General features: G+C 64.1%; 18 protein-coding genes and 1 pseudogene. 3 read left to right on the top strand and 16 right to left on the bottom strand.

The annotated features are described in order from the left end of the window. Nucleotides 1-105 precede the first annotated feature (105 nt). The 11 genes from FHY04_RS12480 to FHY04_RS12430 all read right to left on the bottom strand — a co-directional run bounded on the left by FHY04_RS12480 (nt 106) and on the right by FHY04_RS12430 (nt 12443). Complete coding sequence (locus tag FHY04_RS12480) at nt 106-933, bottom strand: CoA ester lyase (protein WP_183936643.1); 828 nt, start codon at nt 931-933, stop codon at nt 106-108. Nucleotides 934-943: 10 nt separating this feature from the next. Next, nucleotides 944-1687 carry a GntR family transcriptional regulator gene (locus FHY04_RS12475; protein ID WP_183936642.1) on the bottom strand — a complete coding sequence of 248 codons (744 nt, stop codon included), beginning with the start codon at nt 1685-1687 and terminating at the stop codon, nt 944-946. A gap of 83 nt (nt 1688-1770) precedes the next feature. Further along, nucleotides 1771-2964: a CaiB/BaiF CoA-transferase family protein gene (locus FHY04_RS12470; RefSeq protein WP_183936641.1), complete on the bottom strand. Its 1194-nt coding sequence runs from the start codon at nt 2962-2964 to the stop codon at nt 1771-1773. Further along, nucleotides 2961-4139, bottom strand: a complete 1179-nt coding sequence (locus FHY04_RS12465) for an acyl-CoA dehydrogenase family protein (RefSeq protein WP_183936640.1) — start codon at nt 4137-4139, stop codon at nt 2961-2963. Before FHY04_RS12465 ends, FHY04_RS12470 begins: the two co-directional genes overlap by 4 nt. Further along, on the bottom strand, nt 4136-5530 hold the full coding sequence (locus tag FHY04_RS12460; protein ID WP_183936639.1) for an MmgE/PrpD family protein: 1395 nt from the start codon (nt 5528-5530) through the stop codon (nt 4136-4138). The genes FHY04_RS12465 and FHY04_RS12460 overlap by 4 nt, the downstream gene beginning before the upstream one ends. Beyond that, nucleotides 5527-6900 (bottom strand): MFS transporter, encoded by a 1374-nt coding sequence (locus FHY04_RS12455; protein WP_056677742.1) that lies wholly within the window; start codon nt 6898-6900, stop codon nt 5527-5529. The genes FHY04_RS12460 and FHY04_RS12455 overlap by 4 nt, the downstream gene beginning before the upstream one ends. A gap of 114 nt (nt 6901-7014) precedes the next feature. Beyond that, the gene (locus FHY04_RS12450; RefSeq protein WP_183936638.1) at nt 7015-7524 is read right to left on the bottom strand and encodes a MaoC family dehydratase; all 510 of its coding nucleotides are present in this window, start codon (nt 7522-7524) and stop codon (nt 7015-7017) included. Nucleotides 7525-7598: 74 nt separating this feature from the next. Beyond that, on the bottom strand, nt 7599-9161 hold the full coding sequence (locus tag FHY04_RS12445; protein ID WP_183936637.1) for an OprO/OprP family phosphate-selective porin: 1563 nt from the start codon (nt 9159-9161) through the stop codon (nt 7599-7601). A 145-nt stretch (nt 9162-9306) separates the two neighbouring features. Beyond that, nucleotides 9307-10218, bottom strand: coding sequence for an acyl-CoA thioesterase II (locus tag FHY04_RS12440; protein WP_183936636.1), 912 nt, complete (start codon nt 10216-10218; stop codon nt 9307-9309). A gap of 43 nt (nt 10219-10261) precedes the next feature. Next, a complete protein-coding gene (locus FHY04_RS12435) occupies nt 10262-11353 on the bottom strand; it encodes an FUSC family protein (protein ID WP_221211756.1) in 1092 nt (363 codons plus the stop codon). 655 nt (nt 11354-12008) lie between these two features. Next, nucleotides 12009-12443, bottom strand: a complete 435-nt coding sequence (locus tag FHY04_RS12430; protein WP_166747252.1) for an Rrf2 family transcriptional regulator — start codon at nt 12441-12443, stop codon at nt 12009-12011. A gap of 86 nt (nt 12444-12529) precedes the next feature. Between FHY04_RS12430 and FHY04_RS12425 the strand changes: the two genes are divergently transcribed. Then, nucleotides 12530-13312, top strand: coding sequence for a class I SAM-dependent methyltransferase (locus tag FHY04_RS12425; RefSeq protein ID WP_183936634.1), 783 nt, complete (start codon nt 12530-12532; stop codon nt 13310-13312). A gap of 95 nt (nt 13313-13407) precedes the next feature. On the opposite strand, the pseudogene FHY04_RS12420 reads toward FHY04_RS12425, so the two are convergent. From FHY04_RS12420 to FHY04_RS12400, 5 genes and pseudogenes are all read right to left on the bottom strand, one after another. Further along, nucleotides 13408-13572 (bottom strand): annotated as a pseudogene (locus FHY04_RS12420) (transposase); the annotation flags it as partial. Nucleotides 13573-13791: 219 nt separating this feature from the next. Beyond that, nucleotides 13792-14544 (bottom strand): arsenical resistance protein ArsH, encoded by a 753-nt coding sequence (gene arsH, locus FHY04_RS12415; protein ID WP_183936632.1) that lies wholly within the window; start codon nt 14542-14544, stop codon nt 13792-13794. A gap of 37 nt (nt 14545-14581) precedes the next feature. Continuing rightward, nucleotides 14582-15868, bottom strand: a complete 1287-nt coding sequence (locus FHY04_RS12410; RefSeq protein WP_031441425.1) for an arsenic transporter — start codon at nt 15866-15868, stop codon at nt 14582-14584. Then, nucleotides 15868-16296 (bottom strand): arsenate reductase (glutaredoxin), encoded by a 429-nt coding sequence (arsC, locus tag FHY04_RS12405; RefSeq protein WP_159511787.1) that lies wholly within the window; start codon nt 16294-16296, stop codon nt 15868-15870. The genes FHY04_RS12410 and arsC overlap by 1 nt, the downstream gene beginning before the upstream one ends. Before the next feature lie 11 nt (nt 16297-16307). Then, complete coding sequence (locus FHY04_RS12400) at nt 16308-16640, bottom strand: helix-turn-helix transcriptional regulator (protein ID WP_159512852.1); 333 nt, start codon at nt 16638-16640, stop codon at nt 16308-16310. 436 nt (nt 16641-17076) lie between these two features. Here FHY04_RS12400 and FHY04_RS12395 point away from each other — a divergent pair, with 436 nt between their 5' ends. Continuing rightward, nucleotides 17077-17616 carry a hypothetical protein gene (locus FHY04_RS12395; protein WP_183936631.1) on the top strand — a complete coding sequence of 180 codons (540 nt, stop codon included), beginning with the start codon at nt 17077-17079 and terminating at the stop codon, nt 17614-17616. 312 nt (nt 17617-17928) lie between these two features. Further along, entirely contained in the window at nt 17929-19065 is a 1137-nt protein-coding gene (locus FHY04_RS12390; RefSeq protein ID WP_183936630.1) for a hypothetical protein, read from the top strand. Nucleotides 19066-19129 lie beyond the last annotated feature (64 nt).

The raw sequence follows: 19129 nt of genomic DNA, 5'->3' as shown, positions 1-19129 counted from the left end.
TAAACGAGCGTCCACTTTCGGGACGCAGCCGACTGCATTTGAACGTCCGCAACTGGGTCATCCTCCGCAAATATTGCGACCCGGCGAGCCATCCAGGCTGTCTGCTCACCGGCGGAAAGAATCAAATGCCGAATATGTATCAAGAACTCGACGAGCGCGATCGACGACGGGTTTGTCGATCAGTTTGCCGTCGACGGCAACGGCTCCGAACGCGCCGTCGATAGCGGCGACCACGCGGGTGGCCCAGTCCACGTCAGAGGCGGAGGGCAGGAATGCCGTGTTGACGATCCCCACCTGATGTGGATGGACGCAAAGCTTTCCGCCGAAGCCAAAACGACGTGCGTGGTCGGTGTCGCGTGCCAGCGCCTCGTCGTTAGAGAGATCCGTCGAAACGCCATCAACTGGTGCTGCAAGTCCGGCGCTTCGCGAGTGAAGGACGAGCTGGGTACGGACATAGTCGATCTCCGCCTGGTCGCCGTCGATGCCGGCGTCCGCCTGAAAGTCCACTGTGCCGAACGACAGCCGTGAGAGACCGGGCGCGGTGACGAGGTCCGCTAGGTTCAAGACCGCCGAAACGGTTTCTACCAGTGCATGGAGCGGCTTGCCGGCTGCTGCCTCGTGCATCGCCGCGAAGTCCGACGCGCGCTCGGCCTTGGGTAGCATCAGTCCAGCGACGCCTGGCAATGCCGCGAGGGCACGTACGTCGTCCGCATGCCACTCGGTATCCAGACTGTTGACGCGCACGAAGAAGCGCGGTTCCGTAAGACTGGCGAGCGCATCGTAAATCGTATCGCGCGCGGCAACTTTGCGGTCGGGGAGGACGGCGTCTTCGAGATCGATCACAACGATGTCCGCGCCGCTCGCGCGCGCCTTTTCGAAACGCTCGGCACGATCGCCGGGCACGAACAGGATACTGCGGGCGGCACTGGTCATGGGATGTCCTCTACAGGCCGGATACGGGATCGCGGCGGAAGGTCTGAGAATAGGAGTATCGGTCCGCGGGATGGGTGTTGATCGCCATCTCGACGACCTCGCCGCGTGCGTTCAGATACTGGCGCGTCAGGCGCAGGCCCGGCGCGCCGGTCTTGGTTTCGAGCAATTTGGCGATCGGTGCGGGGATCGCCATCGCTTCAATATGCTGGCGGACCTCGGCGACGCGCTCGCCGAATTGCTCCTCGATCCGGCTGAAGATCGGCACATCGCCGACATCGTCGTCAAGCTTCAGGCTGCGGAACGCGGGGTGGAGATAGATGTCCGAAAAGGAGATCGGGCTTGTCCCGGCGGCGCGGCGCAACGCCATGAGATGCAGCCAGGTCTGGCCTGATGTCGCGCCGACTTGTTCAGAGAGCGGGCCGTCCAGCGCGATCGTCTCGCGCGCGATGATCGTGAGGCTGGTCTCGTTGGTGTATTGCTGGAGATCGGACAGCCCCTCCATCACCTGACGATACGCCGCCGGGCGCGACAGCCCGAGGACGCGCGTGCCGACCCCGGCCTGTCGCGAAACCATGCCCGATTGCACGAGCCGCTTGATCGCCTCGCGCACGGTGAAGCGGCTCGCGCCGAACTGGTCGCACAGCTCGAACTCGGTCGGCAGCAGCGTGCCGATTGGATAGCGCCCATCCTCGATCTCGTTGATCAGCGTCTGGGCGAGTTGCAGGTAACGCGGTTGCTGACGAAGCTGGGGCATCAAATATCCATCGGTCGCTTTGTCGGGTGATCCGGACAATAGCGCACCGTCCAATGCCTTGGCGTTTGATGCAAGCGCGGGTGTCACCGGACCGCGCCGCGGGTCCGCAAGGCTGCCACGTCGTCATCGGTGTAGCCAAGCGTCGCGAGGATGGCGCTGGTATCCGCACCGAGTGTGGGAGCAGCCTTGTCCGGATGTTCGACGCCGCCCGCGCGGATCGAGGAAGCGATGCCGGGCAGGGGGCCGTGTTCGGGATGTTGGAAATCGATGATCCGCTTCGATTCTGCGAGAAACGGATTGTCGAGCGCCTGCTGAACGTCGAGCACCGGCGCGGCCGGCACGCGTCCTTCGAACAGCTGCATCCAGTCCGCCGTGGTGCGGGTCGACAGCACCGCATCGAGATCCGCGTTGAACGCCGGACGGTTCTCCAGCCGGGCGGCGAAGGTCGCGTAGCGCGGATCGGTCGCCCATTCGGGACGCTCGATCAGCCCGCACAGGACCTCGAAGAACTTCTCCTTGTTGCACATCACGAAGATCCAGCCGTCGCTGGTCGTGTAGAGCTGGCTGGGGGTGAGCGAGGGATGGCTCGATCGCGACGTGCGTTCGACGGTGACGCCGCCGTTGAGATACCATTCGGCGACATAATTGAGGTTGCCGAGCGCGACGTCGAACAGGCTGACGTCGAGATCGCGGCCGATCCCGCTGCCGCGCGCCGAGACGACGCCGGCCAGGATCGCGAGCGCAGCGGTGGTACCGGTCATGAAGTCGACGATCGACAGCCCGAAGCGTGCGGGCGGCGTTCCCGGCTCGCCGGTGAGCGACAGATAGCCGGCCTCGGCCTGCATCAGGTAATCATAGCCTGGCCATGCCGCGCGGCTGCCGGTACGACCATAGGCGGAGAGGTGGACGCAAGCGATCGCGGGGTTGAACTGCGACAGTGCGTCATAGTCGAGCCCGAGCTTTGCCGGCAGGTCGCCGCGCAAATTGTTGAACACCACGTCCGACTCCGCGACGAGCTTCTCGAGCACCGCGCGCCCGTCCGCGCTCTTCAGGTCGAGGCCGATGCTCCGCTTGTTGCGGTTGAGCGATTCGTAGAAGTGGCTGTCGCCCGGTGCGAAGAAATACGGCCCGACGTGACGGCCGATGTCGCCGCCATCCTTATGGTTCTCGATCTTGATGACCTCGGCGCCGAGATCCGCGAGCTGCTGCGTGCCGAAGGGGCCCGCGCCATATTGTTCGACCGCGACGATGCGGAGACCCGCGAGTGGCTGGTTCATGCCGGGTTCCGCGCGATGATCTGCTTGGCGATGATGATGCGTTGCAGTTCGTTGGTGCCTTCGCCGATCGTCAGCAGCGGTGCATCGCGGTAGAGCCGCTCGACATTATATTCCTTCGAATAGCCGTAGCCGCCGAAAATCCGCATCGCCTCGATCGCGTTCTCCAGGCCAGCTTCGGTCGCGAAATACTTGGCCATGCCGGCTTCCATGTCGCAGCGCTCGCCGCGGTCATACGCCTTGGCGGCGGCTTCGGTGAGTAGCCGCGCGGCGTAGGTGCGCGTCGTCATCTCGCCGAGTTTCAGCTGGATCGCCTGATGCTCGCAGATCGGCTTGCCGAACGTCTTGCGCGTTTGCGCATAGGCGACCGCCTCGTCGAGTGCTGCCTGCGCGATGCCGACGCCGCGCGCCGCAACGTTGATGCGGCCGAGTTCGAGCCCGCCCAGCACCTGCTTCAGGCCGATGCCCTCGACGCCTCCGATCAGGCGGTCGACTGGCACACGGTAGCCGTCGAAGGTCAGCGCGTTGCTGTCGATCCCCTTGTAGCCGAGCTTCTCCAGCTTCTTCGACACGATGAAGCCGTCGCCCTTCTCGGCGATCAGCAGGCTCATCCCCTTGTGGCGTGGCTCGGCGGCCGTGTCGGTCTTGACCAGCAACAGGATGGTGTTCCCCGAGCCCGAATTGGTGATCCACATCTTGCTGCCGTTGACGACATAGTCGTCGCCGTCGCGGACCGCGGTGGTGCGGATCGCCTGAAGGTCGGTGCCCGCGTCGGGCTCGGTCAGGCCGATGCCGCCGCGCAGTTCGCCGGTCGCGAATTTGGGCAGATAATGATCCTTCTGCGCCTCGGTACCGCAGCGCTGGACCGTCATCGCCATGATCATGTGGCTGTTGATGATCCCTGCGACCGACATCCACACGGTCGAGATCTTCTCGATGATCCGCGCATAGGTCAGCGTCGAGACGCCGAAACCACCGAATTCGGGTGCGATCATGAGCCCGAACAGGCCCATCTCCTTCATCGTGTCGACGATCTTCTGCGGATATTCGTCGTCATGCTCAAGCTGGTGAACGAAGGGCTTCACGTCGGTTTCGAGGAACTTGTCGATCGAATCGAGGATCATGATCTCTTCGTCGGTCATCGCGCCATCGGCGGCGATCGCGTTTGCCAGGGTCATGCGGATACTCCTTGAGGGGCAGTGGCGCCGGCGAGGATGTCGCCGAGCGCGGAAGTGGGGTGCAGGTGCAGGTCGAGCACGGCGGCGCGGATATGCGCCGCGCGGGTCGCGTCGACCGTGCGAGCGGCGTTCTCGAAATATTTGGCGTCGATGTCGGCGTTGCTGAGCGGCCGGTCGGATGCACCGCGGTTGATCGCCTCGCGGTGGCGCAGCATCCGGCCATCTCGGGTTTCGACCATGACTTCGCCGGTGAAGTGCTTGGGATAATCGCTGTCGGGGTCGACTGCGTATGAGACGCGGGCGGCCAGATCGAGCACCGCCGGATCGTTCAGTGCTGCCGGATCAAGCGAATCGAGCGTGAACTTGCCCGTCAGCAGCGCGGTCGCGACCGTGTAGGGGATCGAGAATTGCGCGTCGTAGCCGGTGTGTGGCGTCCGCTTGGGAGTGACCGGCTCGCAGACGATCGGAATGACCGCCTCGGGGACCAGTACGATGACCTTGGCGATATCGGCAGCGGTCAGGTCGTATTCCGCACGCAGCGCGATCGCCGCATCGATCGCGGCATGCGTCATGTGGCAGGCGGGAAGCGGCTTTACCGACACCGCCTCGATCTCCCAGGTCTCGCCAAGCGCTTCGGTCGCCTGCGCGAGCAGGGCAGGGGCGGCGTCGCGAAGATACAGGGCATAAAGACCGAAGCGCCCTTCATAGGCAGCCGGCGGTCCGACGAAGCCGCGCTTGGCAAGCGTCGCCGCGGTCAGTGCCGAACTCGCCGCCCAGCCTGGATGCAAGCGCTTGGTCCACGCACCGTCGGCCAGGAACTCCAGACTCCCGCCGGCCATCGACAACACGATCCCCTGCGCCATCGCGATCTGCTGCGCGTCAAGTCCGAGCAACCTGCCGGCCGCGAGCGTCGATCCGAACGCGCCGATCAATCCCGTCGGGTGAAAGCCGAAGCCGTGAAATCCACCAGCGCCGACCGCCGCGACGCGGGTCGAGACCTCCATCGCCGCGATATAGGCGACGAGCAGATCGGCGCCCGATGCGCCGGCTTTGTCCGCCGCGACCAGCGCAGTCGGAAAGGCGCTGACGGTCGCATGGATGATCCCGCGTGAATGCGTGTCGTCATAGTCGAGGCCGTGCGTAACGATGCCGTTCATCAGCGCCGCGTCCCGCATTGCCAGCGTGCGGCCATAGCCGAGCACCGGCGCTGTTCCGCTGCCGAGGTCCCCCGCGGCGGCGAAAGTCGCCTCGGCCCAGTCTGCGCCGACTGCCGCTAGGCCAGTGCCGACCGAGTCGAGGATCAGGTGGCGTGCGCGCTCCTTGACCCGCTCGGGAATGGCATCGATCGTCAGGCCAGTCGCGAAATCGGCGAAGGTTTGCGAGAGCGTCACTTGGCGGCTCCCCCAAGGACCAGCGAGTCGTCGGCGACGTCGTCGAGCGACTGACCGGTGGTCTCGATGTTCAAAAGACCGACGGCGGCGATCATGCAGGCGAGCACCACGCCGACCATGCCGAGCACGCCCTCCAGCCCGAAGCGCTCAAACAGCGCGACGGTGGCATAGGGCGTGACCATCGACGCGGCCCGTCCGCACATGCCCGCGAAACCGGTGCCACGCAGCCGATAGGCGGTCGGGAACAGCTCGGGGATGTAGGCAAACAGCGCCAGCGTCACGAGCGTGTAGATGCTCGACACGAGCAGGAAGCCCGTTAGCGGCACCATCAGGTCGCCGTGCGCATTGGGATATAGGAAGCCGAAGATCATGATCGCGACAGCCGCCGCGATCAGCGAGGCGCGGCGCGAGATGCGGTCGGCGATACCGATCGCGACGATCGCACCGAACACGCTGCCGAACGACATCAGCGTCGTGTACCAGAGCGAGGTGACGATCCCCGTGCCGTGGCTCACCAGGAAGGTCGGCAACCACGCGACGAACCCATAGACCGAGACGTTGACGGCGATCGCGGCGAGCGTCGCGGCGATCAGACGGCGGCGAAGTTTGGCGCCGAAGAGCGCGCTGAGCGGTGCGTGGACCTTTGGCACGATGCGGACTTCGGGGACGGCGGCAAGGGGCCCCTTATGCTTGACGACGTCGGCTTCGATCTCGCGAAGCGTCGCCTCTGCCTCCTCGTTGCGGCCGACCGATTCCAGCCACCGCGGCGATTCCGGCATCTTCTTGCGCATCACCCAGACGATCAGCGCAAGGATGCCGCCGATCGCGAACATGTAGCGCCAGCCGAGCGTCGGGATGACGATATAGCCGACCGAGGTCGCGACCAGCAGGCCCGAATTGACGACCATGCCCATGATCGACACCCAGCGACCACGATAGGCCGGCGGGATGAACTCGCCGAGCGTGCCCGCCGCGACCACCAGCTCGGCGCCGAGGCCGATGCCCATGATGAAGCGGCAGACGATCAGGAACGTCATGTTGGGCGAGAAGATCGCCGCGATCGAGGCTAGCCCGAACAGCGCGAGGTTGAACTGGTAAGAGGCGCGACGTCCGAAGCGATCGCCGACATAGCCGGCCATGCCTGCGCCGATCATCATGCCGAGGAAGGTCATCGACATGAACACCGCAGCCTGCGCCAGCGTCGAGAAGCCCTCGGCCTTCAGCGCGGCGATGACACCCCCCGCGAGATACACGTCGAACGCGTCTAGGAATGCGCCCGCGCTGATCAGCCCCAGGATGCGCCAGTGGAATCGGGAGATAGGCAGACGGTCCAGCCTGGCTCCGGCGTTGACGGCGATGGTATCGGCCATGGGGCTACCTCTCTTCGTAATGACGACGGGCCGGGACTTCTTTTGTCGAAGTTCTCGCAGGCCGCGCTGGGGGCGTCCGGTCACCAACGGCGACCGGTTAGTCGATCAGTCGGGCTATTTGTCGTCGGGAGATTCGCCGCGCTTGTAGACCAGCGAGTTGCGCGTGAACTCCATGATCTGCTTGGCGTCCTGGTTGAACGCCCGAGTGCGGGTGGTGACGATCCCCTGCGTCGGGCGCGACTTGGACTCGCGGATTTCGAGTACTTCGGTTTCCGCGATCAGCGTGTCGCCGCCGAACACCGGATGGGTAAGCTTGATCTCGGTCCAGCCGAGATTGGCGGGGGACTTGCCGCTCACGTCGTTGACGGTCATGCCGAGCACGATCGCCAGGGTCAGCCCGCTATTCACCAGCAGCCGCCCGAACTCGCTCTTGGCGGCATATTGCGCATCGCAATGCATCGGGTGCGAATTCATCGTCATCAACGAGAACTGGATATTGTCCGCGTCGGTTATCGTCCGCCCGGGGCGATGCTCGTATATGTCGCCGACGACGAAATCCTCGAGATACCGGCCATAGCTCGCGCGGTAGCGCTGCTCGCCAACCTTGATAGCCGAAAGGCTCATACATCCTCCTTATCGCTTTGTACGGACATTATCGAACTTATCGTACGCTGGCAAGGTGAAGCCGGCGTCGACGGTCAGAACGCCACTTCGGCCCTTGCCGCGAACGTGTCGCCGCTATCGCGCCCGATGAAACTGCCGGCCCGGTTGTCGGTACGGAAATGGGTATAGTCCGCCATGAACCGGAAATTGTTGGTCAGCGACCAGTTCAGGCCGACCGTACCTGCCGTACCGGTGCCGCCGAGCGGGAGGCTCGAACTGTCGAGATCCTCGTAGCGTACCACCGCCTCCAGCGCCCCCCATCCGCCATCGAGCACCGAGTTCAGCACGTTCGGCGCGACATAGGTGCCGCTGCGCGAAGCATAGGTCGGCGTCTCGCCGGTGATCCAGAAGCCGCCATTGACCGACAAGGCCTTGATCTTGCCGCTGCGGAAGGTCGAGGTCGGGCCGCCATGCACGGTCCGCTGACCATATTCGCCAAACGCGTAGAATGGCCCGAGCGTGCCGCCGAGTTCGAGGCCGAACGCCTTTGATCCGTCCGCGCCAGCCAGCGCCGCGGACTCGACACGGACGCTGTTGTTGAGCGCGCCCGCCATGCCTTGCGCGAACGTGGTCGGCAGCGTCGTATCGGGGATGTTCTCGCTATATGCCCAACCGCCGATCTGGATCAGGCCATGCTTGGTGAGGATCGGGTTCCAGTGCGCACGGCCCAGCAGCATGCGATTGTCGCTACGCGTGAAATCGCTGTCGATCGCATCGCCGTGAACGCCAAGGCTCGCATGCCAGTTCTTGCCGCCCGCACGGCCGACCGCGCCCATCAGGAAGACCTTGCCGCCCTGCGTCGCGAGCGCGGTGGTATTAATGTTGGTGGTGATGAAGGGGTTGGCGGTCGACGCGGTGCCGATGTCGATGCCGCGATCGGTGATGAGATTGCCGAACCGGACATCGGCGTCGGTCTTGCCGAACTTCTGGCGGTAACCGACGAACGCCTGCACGACCTCGGTCGCGTTGCGCCGGAAATCGGTTTCGAACTGATAGAAGAGGTGATCGCCAATCGTGCCAATCGCGCCGACGCGAAACTGGCGCAGCGTCGAGACGGTGATGTTGCGACGGTCGAAATCCGACCCCCCGGTCGAAGAGATATCCGCCAACAACCGCCCGCGCATCTTGAAGGTGAACTTTCCGTCGCGGCTGCTGAACACGGGGGCCCCCCGGCTCCAGTCGACCGCGAGATCGGCGGGCAGCGCGACCCCGCCGGCGTTGACGACCTGCGGGTTACCGACCGGCACGGGAGCGATCTTCGCGCCGGGATCGGCCGTCTGGTTGGCGACCTGCACGCGGGTCGGGGCCGCTGACGGGGGTGCTGGCACAGGCGCTGCCAGTTGCGGGGCTGTTGATGGCGCAGCGGCCGGAGGTGGGGCATTCGCGGCAAGCGCACGGCCGGCTTTCGCCTTGGCATTGGCGATCAGCGTATCGGCGCGCTCGCGGCTGACCAGCTTGTTCTCGACCATCTCGTCGATCAGCGCCAGCATCGTCTGGTACGACGGATCGGTATCGAGTGGAGACGCCGTCTGCGCCCGCGCTGCCGATGGCAGCACGGCTAGCAACGCGCACAGCGATACGGCGTACGAATGACGCATACAGACATCCTCATCGATTGGGATCGTCCGTCTTGCGCGGCGCGACATCCTGGAACCAGCTTTACTGGCGTAAGATGATCCTAATGTCCGTACAAATGCGCTGTCAACATGGTTTTGCGCGGCGACCCGATCCGGGGCGCACCGATCAGGGCATATGCGGGATCGTCGTACGTGGCGCGAGATCGGGCCGCATGCGAATCAATCCCTCTTGCGTGACATGCGCGATCGCTCGCCCGTCGCGGCTATGGAAGACACCGCGTGCGATGCCGCGGCCATGTCCCGACCACGCGCTTTCGCTGGTATAGAGCAGCCAATCGTCCAGCGGCACGTCGTCGTGAAACCACATTGCGTGATCGAGGCTCGCGGTCTGCATGCTGTGCTCGAACATGTTGACGCCGTGCGGGATCAGCGACGCACTGAGCAGCGCATAATCGGACAGATAGGCGAGCACGCCGCGGCGCACGACGGGATCGGTTGGCACGCTTCCCCAAAACCGGATCCAGACATGGGATACGGGCATGCCGGGCTTGGTTTGGAGGAACGCGGGAACGCCGCAGGGCCGGATATCGAAGGCGGACGGCTGGCCGAGGAACGCGACGGCTTGCGCGGAAATACCCGCATAGTCCCCAGCGAGGATGTCGAGCGAGCGCAGTTCCTCTGGCGGGGGAAGGTCGGGCATCGCGACCGCATGCTCCAGGCCGGCTTCCGGGCGCTGGAACGATGCGGCCAACGTCAGGATCGTCGCGCCGTTCTGGCTTGCGGTGACGCGGCGGTTCGCGAACGACTTGCCGTCGAAATCGCGCTCTACCCGGAAGATGATCGGTCGCGTCTCGGTGCCGGCGCGCAGGAAATAGGCGTGCATGCTGTGCGCCACGGCGGGTGCGTCGACCGAACGCTGCGCCGCCATCAGCGCCTGCGCCACGACCTGACCGCCGAAGACGCGCGCGGTTGCGCCGGGTCGCTGGGGTCCGCGGAACAGGTCGGTATCGAGCGGTTCGAGGTCGAGCAGCGCGACCAGTTCGGTGGCGAGGTCGGGCGTCGATAAGGTTTCGGTCATCGCCGCCCGTACCGCGCGCGGGGCCAGTGGCAAAGTTGCGCGGTCAGTTTTGTTCGGCAGCGAGCACCTTGGTCGGGGCGATTTCGTCGACGCGACCGGCAAGGTCGAGCAGGTCGCGGTGAAGCCGACCCGCGGCGAAGGCGAGCCCGAATACGCGGCCCGATGCGTCGAAATCCAGGGTCGCCGCGGCCTCGCTCCGTCGGAACAGATCGAGCGCGGTACCGAACATCCGATAACAGGTTTCGACGTCGCCCCGATCGACCTTGCCCCGCGTGCGCAGCGCCTCCGAACACCGGGTCGCCAGCGCGGCCTGCGCGGTCAGCATCGCCGCCGATGGCTTGGCGAGCGCGGCCATCGCAGCCGGGGGCAGCGGCTCGTCGAGTGCGCGACCGCTCAGCACCAAATCGTTGCGGATACGCCAGAGCGTGCGCGGGACGGCGGCGGGGATACCGTGATCGGCGAGACGCGAGGCGCGTTCGCGGTCGGCGTCCTTCATCGCCAACTCCACCGCGGCCAGCGCATGACGCAGCGCGGCGTGTTCGGGGGACGATGGCAGCGCCAGCCCGGTGGTCAACGCGTCGGCCTGCGCCCACAACATCCGTTCGATATGGCTCAACACGGCCAAAGTGCGCGCGATCACAACGCCGTGCGAGCGTGCCGGCAGGATCAGCATCGCCGCCAGCACACCGATCATGCCGCCCAGGCCGATCTCGATGATGCGATCCCGGACGAAGATTTCCACCGAAGAGCCCGGCGGCGCGCTGAGCAGCATGATTGCCGCGGTGACCGGCGCGATCCGCAGCCGCGGTCGGATCGACGCGACGAGCGCCGCGATGCCGGTAACGGTGACGAGCACCAGCCCGAGTTCGAGCGTATCGGTTCGCCCGAGCGCCGCGCCGATGCCGCCCAGCACCGCGCCCAGCAAGGTCCCCATCAACCGATCGGTCGCTGCGCCGAGCGTTCCCCCGATCGATGCCTGCATCACGATCAGCACGGTGAACACCGCCCAATAGCCTTCGTGCAGACCGAGCGCCTTGTACGCCGCAAACGCCGCCGCCGTCCCGGCGATGACACGGACCGTCTGACGCAGGCTGTCCGCATTCGCCTTGATCAACGCGCTCGGTCGGAGATCCAATGTCAGCGCTTTTCCCTCAACTATCTGTAAATTAGCCCGTCGGCGGTAACGCTCGTACCTGCGATCGTAAATCGCCATGATTGGCGTAGCTACAGTTCGGTTGGCTGATATCGTCGCCCTCCTGGCGTGGTCTTTGCCCTAGCCTTACGCTCGCGCAGGACGCCTTAGGATCTGATTCTCGGAAGATCGGCCATGCCGCATCACTCCCCTCCATCTGACGAGATAACTTACCAGTCAGGTGAATTCTGAGGAGCGGGTCAAGGGAGATCAGTGCACCAGATATACATCGCTGGCCCGCGCAAGCTGCTCCGTACCGCTGGCATGACTGAAAGCCCAAGTCAGCGGCGAACATGAACGGATGTCGGAAGCTGGAACGGCCAAAGCCGCATCAAGATGACCGAATGTTGGTCTTGGCAGCCCTGCGAGGCCCAACGGTTTCGCCAACTTCCGGACGTTCAGGCTGGTGATCCGAGCTCCCGATAACGGCCATTTGTTGAGCGCGCGCATTCCTCATTTTCCAATTCAGAGCGGCGATTTCGGGAACGAGCAACCGGTAACAGATTTGGGGAAAGCGACCCCCGCCTGTGGCCGTCAGCCCGATTGGGGGGGGCCGGTTTCCCCCTCTAAGTTCCCAATCGGGAAAGACTTGCTCCGTCTATTTGCCGGCGCGGTCGCAGCGATCATTGAAGGTATGGACGAGTGCCGCGAGGCTGATTGATCCCAAGCGCGTAACCAGCAGCCGCTCCGCTTCCTGTAGCGCGTCCCCCAAGGCTTCGTTGACGACGCTGGCGATTTGGCAGCCGGGCTCGGGATGCTCAATTCCAATTGCAAAGAGGCGGGGGCCGCCAACGGCACGATGCACGTCCAGCAGCGTCACGGCATTCAGATCGGCTGCGATAGCCCAACCGCCGCCGTGCCCCTTTTCCGATCTGACGTAACCCGCATCCCGCAGGCCCGACATCGTGCGTCGGATCAGGACAGGATTGGTGCCCAGCATCCGGGCGATCGTCTCCGAAGTCATCGGGCCATCGTGCCGCGCCATATGGATCAGCACGTGCAACATACGAGAGAGGCGACCGTCGTTCCGCATGACGCCACCTTCGTTGCTGGCACCGACTTGGCAAGCCCCCACTATCAAGATACCTATTGAGTTGCATGATTCGTGGAGCATAGCCGGTGCGTGAGTTTAACAAGGCCGACCACTGGGACAGCGCGGCCGATCGATACGAGAAGACGGCGCATCCCTACACGGCCCGCTATGTCGAAGCTGCGCTGGCGCGTGTACCGTTGACGCCAGCGTCCCGGGTGCTCGACATTGCAGCCGGGACCGGCGCGCTCGCCTTAGCAGCTGCACGAATCGGAGCGCAGGTTCTGGCAACCGACTTCTCGCCAGGCATGATTGCGCGCATCGAGGCCAAGGCGGTGCCGAACGTCGAAGCGCGGGTGATGGATGGTCAGGCGCTCGACCTGCCCGACGCTGACTTCGACGCGGTGTTCTCGATCTTCGGCGTGTTCATGTTCCCGGACTGGCGAAAGGGGCTGGCCGAGATGGCAAGGGTCACACGACCCGGTGGCTACGGCGTTGTTGCGGTCTGGCAAGATCGTGGCGCCGGCGCGTTCATGCTGCTCGGCCAGCTGATCCGGAGACTGTTTCCGGAGCGCGACCTGTCTCCCATGCCGGAGGCTATGGCGACCCTCAGCACGGAGAAGGGCCTTGCCGACGCGCTGTTCGAAGCAGGTTATCGTGATCCGCAAATCGAACTTGTGACTCGCGACTTCGAACTCGACATGACCGCGATGGACGACCTCGACGCCCTTTTCGGCCCATCGCCCGACTGGACGAGTCTGGACGCTGGACAGAAGGGGGTGATCGTCGCTGAGCTGCGTCGAATGATGGAAGGCCGGCCACAACTTCCGATCCCTTCCACGGCGTTGATCGGTGTGGCGCGACGAGGATAGGTCTCGGGATCGCGTCCATGTCGCTTAGATCATGAGGGCTGCCGCCATTCTCAAAACACCATCCTTTTTGGGACAAGCAGCAGCCCGCAATGCCGCCCATAGTCCTTCGGCGCATCACACCAGCGTAGCCCGTTGCGATTGACAAAAAGCGATGCCGCGGAGCACCCGCCGATCATCGACCGAGGCTTGCCATGGCTCTTGGGAAAGGACGGTTGCAGACGCGCCATCTGCTCATCCGTCAGCCAGTACAGGTCGCTCATTTACGCTCTCCTCGCGGAGCCTGGATCAGATCGCGCCTCTCGCATCAATGGGTCCTGACCCTAAGACGGTGTCTGAGCCTTCATCTCGGACGCGCCGTTTAAAGGTCGGCGGCTTAAGACGCTGACGGCGATCGGCAACCATTCGCCGAAATCTCTGAGCATTGATGTCGAATGTCGCGGTCGACACATCATCGAGACTGCCCCAAACTTGGCATTCGTTCACCGTGATGGATGCGACACCGTAGCGATGCTCGACAGATCGGTTGTCGGATCGATCGGGACGCCGCGATCCTTCCGCTCCGAATACCGGTCGACGAGTTGGGCCGCGTGAGGGCGGAGCAGGACCGTGAAGCGGACCATCTCCTCCATCACGTCGACGATGCGATCATAGTAGCTGGACGGCTTCATCCGGCCGGCGTCGTCAAACTCCTCGAACGCCTTGGCGACGCTCGACTGGTTCGGAATCGTCACCATCCGCATCCAGCGGCCGAGGACGCGCAGCGTGTTCACGCTGTTGAACGACTGCGATCCGGCCGACACCTGCATGACGGCGAGCGTCCGACCCTGCGTCGGTCGCATCCCGCCCATCGACAGCGGCAGGTGATCCACCTGCAGCTTCATGATGCCGGTGATCTGACCGTGCCGCTCGGGGCTGCACCAGACATGCCCCTCGGACCATAGCGACAGCTCGCGCAATTCATGGACCGCCGGATGGTCGTCGCCAACCACCTGATCGGGCAGCGGCAGGGTCGAGGGATCAAATATGCGCGTCTCGGCTCCGAAGAACCGGAGCAGGCGCGCGGCCTCCTCGACGCAGAGCCGGGAATATGACCGCTCGCGCAGTGAGCCATAGAGCAGCAGGATGCGCGGGGGCGGGTCGCCCACACCCAGTCCGATGGCTGGCCGGTCGCGCGTGTAGCGTCGATCGAGTGCGGGCAGATGGTCGGGGTCGGAAAGCGTGCGCAGGGGCATCAGGGGTATGTCCTGTCTTTGGTTCGATTCAACGGCATCAGGCGGCACCGAGCCGCAGGGCGAGCGCGGCGAGCGTTACCAGCAGCACCGGGATCGTTAAGGTCGCGCCGATCCTGAAATAATAGCCCCAGCCGATGCGGATGCCCTTCTGCTCGAGCACGTGCAGCCACAGCAACGTCGCGAGCGAGCCGATCGGCGTGATCTTGGGGCCAAGGTCGCAGCCGATCACGTTGGCGTAGATCATGGCGTCCTTGATCGCACCCGTGGCGTGGGTCGCGTCGATCGACAGCGCGCCGACGAGCACGGTCGGCATGTTGTTCATGACCGACGACAGCAGCGCGGCGATGATGCCGGTGCCGAACGCCGCGCCCCACACACCGCCCTGGGCGGTGCGGTCGAGCAGACCGGCGAGGTGGTCGGTCAGGCCGGCGTTCCGCAGGCCGTAGACGACAAGGTACATGCCGAGCGAGAAGATCACGACCTGCCACGGCGCGCCGCGCAGCACCTTGCGCGTCTCGATGACGCGGCCGCGCCCGGCGACGACGAGCAGCAGCACCGCGCCGGCAGCGGCGACTGCACTGACCGGTATGCCGACAGGTTCGAGAAGGAAAAAGCCCGCCAGAAGGGCCGCAAGTACGACCCAACCGGCCCGGAATGTCGCCCGATCGCGGACGGCGTCGGCCGGCGCGCGGAGCTGCGCCACGTCGTAGTTTGCTGGGACGTCACGGCGGAAGTACAGCAGCAGCACGATCAGCGTCGCACCGATCGACGCGAGGTCGACCGGCACCATCACCGACGCATAGTCGGCGAACCCGATGCCGAAGAAGTCGGCCGACACGATGTTGACCAGGTTGGAGACGATCAGCGGCAGGCTTGCCGTGTCGGCGACGAAACCGGCCGCCATGACGAACGCCAGCGTCGCCCTGTCGCGGTAGCCCAGCGCCCGCAGCATTGCGATGACGATCGGGGTCAGGATCAGCGCCGCGCCGTCGTTCGCGAACAGCGCCGACACGGCCGCGCCGAGAAGGACAATCAGGACGAATAGCCTATGGCCATGTCCTCCCGCCCAGCGAGCGACGTGCAGCGCCGCCCATTCGAAGAAGCCGGCCTCGTCCAACAGCAGGCTGACGATGATGATGGCGACGAACGTCGCGGTCGCGTTCCAGACGATACCCCACACCACCGGGACGTCGGAGAGCGAGACCACCCCGACGAGCAGCGCCACGACCGCACCACCCAGCGCGCTCCACCCGATACCGAGCCCCTTGGGCTGCCAGATGACGAGCGTGATCGTGGCGACGAAGATGGCGAGCGCGAGCAGCATCAAGCGATGCGCTGACCCGAGGCGTCCACCACCGCTTCGCCGTCTTCCTTGGCAAAGGCCCCCAGTTGCGGCTCGGGAAGCAGACCGAGGACCGCTTCGGATGGTCGGCACAGCTGCACGCCGAGCGGCGAGACGACCAGTGGCCGGTTGATGAGGATCGGATGCGCCATCATCGCGTCCACCAGCGCGTCGTCCGTCAGCGTCTCATCACCAAGCCCCAACTCCGCATAGGGCGTCCCCTTCTCGCGCAGCAGTTCGCGAGGCGTCATACCGGCGCGGTCAATCAGCTGGACCAGCAAAGCGCGCGAGGGCGGGGTTTTCAGATATTCGATGACGTGCGGCTCGATGCCGGCATTGCGGATCATCGCCAGCGTGTTGCGCGACGTGCCGCAGGCGGGGTTGTGGTAGATCACGATGTCGACGGCCATGACGCGTCCTTTCAGCAGCAGGGGGTGAGTTCGGCCAGAAGCGGCACGCACAGCTCGGGCGAGCCGGCGCAGCAGTCGTTGACCAGGAAGAGCGTGAGTGCGCGCAGGCCGTCCAGATCGGCGCGGTAGATAATCGACCGGCTCTGTCGCTCGGCGCGGACGATGCCGGCGCGCGCTAGGATGCCGAGATGCGCGGACATGGTGTTCTGCGGCACGTCGAGCCGGCGGGCGATTTCGCCCGCCGCCATGCCCTCCGGTTCGTGGCGCACCAGCAGCCGGAATACGTCGAGCCTGGTGCCCTGAGCGAGCGCAGCAAACGCAACGATAGCCGAATCCTTATCCATAAATCCAGCATAGCGGATATATCTGACGGCAACAGCACGAACTTCCGACATGCCGGTTTTAGAGACTGCCGACCGTTTTCGATAAGGGCGAGGGCGCTGCGGATCTCAGCCATACCCAGTCGGACACCCCCGTGGCAATTCATACGGCCGAGATCGCGGACATTCGCTCAGCCCGATGACGTCTGATCGTTCGTTGCCAGCGGTAACTTCCGAAAAGGTCTATCGAGAGAGTATTTCGTGAAAGCGGACTGACCCGGCGGATGTCAGCGCCAAGGAGCGGGCTGTCCAACAGCGGGCTTCTGCTCCGGTAAACCGGCTCAGTGGAAACCGGCAAGATTTGCTAGCCGCCCAACATTCACTATCTCTGCTGAACCGACTTGGCTGCCGATAAGCACTAGTGCTAATATCAACCGGCAGCTCAATAACGGAGACAAAGATGTTTGCCGTTGCTCTTATGTTTTCCGAGGCGGTGGCCGTCGCTTCCAACCCGCTCGAATCCGGCAACGTCGTCAGGAGCGTGCGGGAATCGATATGTGAACTGCGCGCACCCTCGATTGCCGACGACGCCATTGGTCTTCTGGCCCTGCCAGCGCCGAAGCAAAAGAACGAGATGGGGGTCTTGCTCCTGGTCAATTGTTCGGACCGAAAGATCATAAGCCTGCGAGATCCAAGTCGATCACGACGGCACGTTAACGAGTTTCCGTACGACCCGCGGGTCGTGACGAAATTGCGCCATGACCCCGGGCGCTACGAGATCCTCAACTTCAACCAGAGGGCCAACAATTCCGTTGGGGACCACACGACCCATTCAAAATCGACTTATTGGACGGGGCCTTGCGAATATACGGGGCTTCAACTGACAACTGCCGCCGCAGGCGACGATCACAGCCGGCAAACGGTCGTCTTCGATCTCAACATCTGCAAGAACCAGATTCTTGCAATGCTCGAGCCCAACAGGGCGGTAATATCCCCGTAAGGAGACGCCAGAGAGCCGCCTGCAGAATACCACCGCGTGGCGCGATCAAGGTCCTGCCCCATACGTGGTTGGGCGAATGCCCCTCGTCAGGGCGGCTTCGCTATAATCATAGGGAGGCGGATGCGGTGGCGCAGTTAACACTCCACGCTCTGAAAACGGCCACCCGGTTGACCGCTCATCTATCGAGAGAGTCGGCATTCCTCTCCGGCTAAGTCATTCGCTGCTGCAAAGACAAAAGTTTCGCAATACAGTCACTGATGCGAGGTCAGGCTTGCGGCGTTGCAAGGTGCGACTCGAAGTGGAGGCCGGGTGATGATTGCTTTATTTTTCGCATTGTCGCTGCAGGCCGCCACCCCCGATATCGTAATTTCTGGCAGGCAGCTTTCGGAAGCGTATGCAGCCTGCGTCGAGCAGGGCTGTGCGCCGTTGCGCGATGCACAAGCGTCGATCGCCTTTGCCGAGCAGCAATTCCGGGATGGTGCGTACCTCAAGGCGCGTCACACGCTTATGCGCGCCATATCTCGTAACAAGCGTCACGCTGCGACGGACCCGAAACCGGTGTCCGCATTGTATGAAGCGTATGCGACCGTCTCTTTACACGACGGTGATCTGGATGCGTTCAAGAGCGCGGTCGGTGAGCAGGTTCGCACGCTGCACGACAATCTGCCGGCCAATGACCCGGCTGTCGTTGCCGCGGCATTTGCAACCGGCGATATGTGGCTCGCGATGCGCAAGGGGCGTAGTGCCGAGATTTCGTATAAGGCGGTGGAGCGTCAGGCGTTGGCGGACGGAAACGCGGTGCTCGCCCTGCAGGCGACGTTGCGCCGCGTCAGACTGGCCAACGCACGGGCCGACACGGCCGGTGCGGCCAGGCTTATGGCCGAAGCCGAAGCCCGGCCGATCGCGGCGGATCCAAAGTTGCGCAACCTGCTGCAAGTTGTCCGGTTGCGCTTGGCGGCGGGGCAAAAGGACAACGCGCAGATTGACCAGCTGGTGCGTGCGATCGGCCGCGATGGCTCGACCCGCCCTGAGCTGGTATGGGCGCCGCCTTATCGACCTACGGCGCTGGCGGCTGCGCAAGACGAAGCGCGCAAGTTCGACTTGCGCAATCCGCTTCCCGCGAGATCGTCCGATGCCGATCCGATCAAATGGGTCGACATCGGCTTCTGGATCCGACCCGACGGTAAGACGGACGAACCCGAAATCTTGCGCGGCTCGCGTTCGACGGGATGGGCAGGGTACCTCCTCAAGCAGGTTGCCGAACGACGCTACACCGGCTTTTCGACCAGCAGCACTGATCGGGGTGTGTACCGTGTCGAGCGGTTCACCTTACGCGGTACGTACCAGGTTCCAGTGGGGAGCCTGATTGCAAGGCGAGGCGACGCTGCAAGGTTGGAAGTGCTAGACTTGACGCAGCCAGATACATCCGGCTCGTCGAACCGCTCATAACGACAAATGTGAGACGGGCTCCGGCGGCGGCTGATGATGCAAAAGCTGCTTCGCTGGGGACGGC

The organism is Sphingomonas sp. BK481 (assembly GCF_014194875.1).
GTDB lineage: Bacteria > Pseudomonadota > Alphaproteobacteria > Sphingomonadales > Sphingomonadaceae > Sphingomonas > Sphingomonas aerolata.
The sequence above is the reverse complement of the archived record's forward strand: the minus strand, read 5'-3'. Positions and strand labels throughout refer to the sequence as shown.

Excerpts from the sequence above, each read along its gene's own strand:
- FHY04_RS12430 (WP_166747252.1), bottom strand. The coding sequence starts at position 12,443 with ATGCGGAACGACGGTCGCCTCTCTCGTATGTTGCACGTGCTGATCCAT.
- FHY04_RS12475 (WP_183936642.1), bottom strand. The coding sequence starts at position 1,687 with ATGCCCCAGCTTCGTCAGCAACCGCGTTACCTGCAACTCGCCCAGACG.
- FHY04_RS12445 (WP_183936637.1), bottom strand. The coding sequence starts at position 9,161 with ATGCGTCATTCGTACGCCGTATCGCTGTGCGCGTTGCTAGCCGTGCTG.
- FHY04_RS12465 (WP_183936640.1), bottom strand. The coding sequence starts at position 4,139 with ATGACCCTGGCAAACGCGATCGCCGCCGATGGCGCGATGACCGACGAA.
- FHY04_RS12480 (WP_183936643.1), bottom strand. The coding sequence starts at position 933 with ATGACCAGTGCCGCCCGCAGTATCCTGTTCGTGCCCGGCGATCGTGCC.
- FHY04_RS12440 (WP_183936636.1), bottom strand. The coding sequence starts at position 10,218 with ATGACCGAAACCTTATCGACGCCCGACCTCGCCACCGAACTGGTCGCG.
- FHY04_RS12390 (WP_183936630.1), top strand. The coding sequence starts at position 17,929 with ATGATTGCTTTATTTTTCGCATTGTCGCTGCAGGCCGCCACCCCCGAT.
- arsC (WP_159511787.1), bottom strand. The coding sequence starts at position 16,296 with ATGGCCGTCGACATCGTGATCTACCACAACCCCGCCTGCGGCACGTCG.
- FHY04_RS12455 (WP_056677742.1), bottom strand. The coding sequence starts at position 6,900 with ATGGCCGATACCATCGCCGTCAACGCCGGAGCCAGGCTGGACCGTCTG.
- FHY04_RS12450 (WP_183936638.1), bottom strand. The coding sequence starts at position 7,524 with ATGAGCCTTTCGGCTATCAAGGTTGGCGAGCAGCGCTACCGCGCGAGC.
- arsH (WP_183936632.1), bottom strand. The coding sequence starts at position 14,544 with ATGCCCCTGCGCACGCTTTCCGACCCCGACCATCTGCCCGCACTCGAT.
- FHY04_RS12410 (WP_031441425.1), bottom strand. The coding sequence starts at position 15,868 with ATGCTGCTCGCGCTCGCCATCTTCGTCGCCACGATCACGCTCGTCATC.
- FHY04_RS12400 (WP_159512852.1), bottom strand. The coding sequence starts at position 16,640 with ATGGATAAGGATTCGGCTATCGTTGCGTTTGCTGCGCTCGCTCAGGGC.
- FHY04_RS12395 (WP_183936631.1), top strand. The coding sequence starts at position 17,077 with ATGTTTGCCGTTGCTCTTATGTTTTCCGAGGCGGTGGCCGTCGCTTCC.
- FHY04_RS12470 (WP_183936641.1), bottom strand. The coding sequence starts at position 2,964 with ATGAACCAGCCACTCGCGGGTCTCCGCATCGTCGCGGTCGAACAATAT.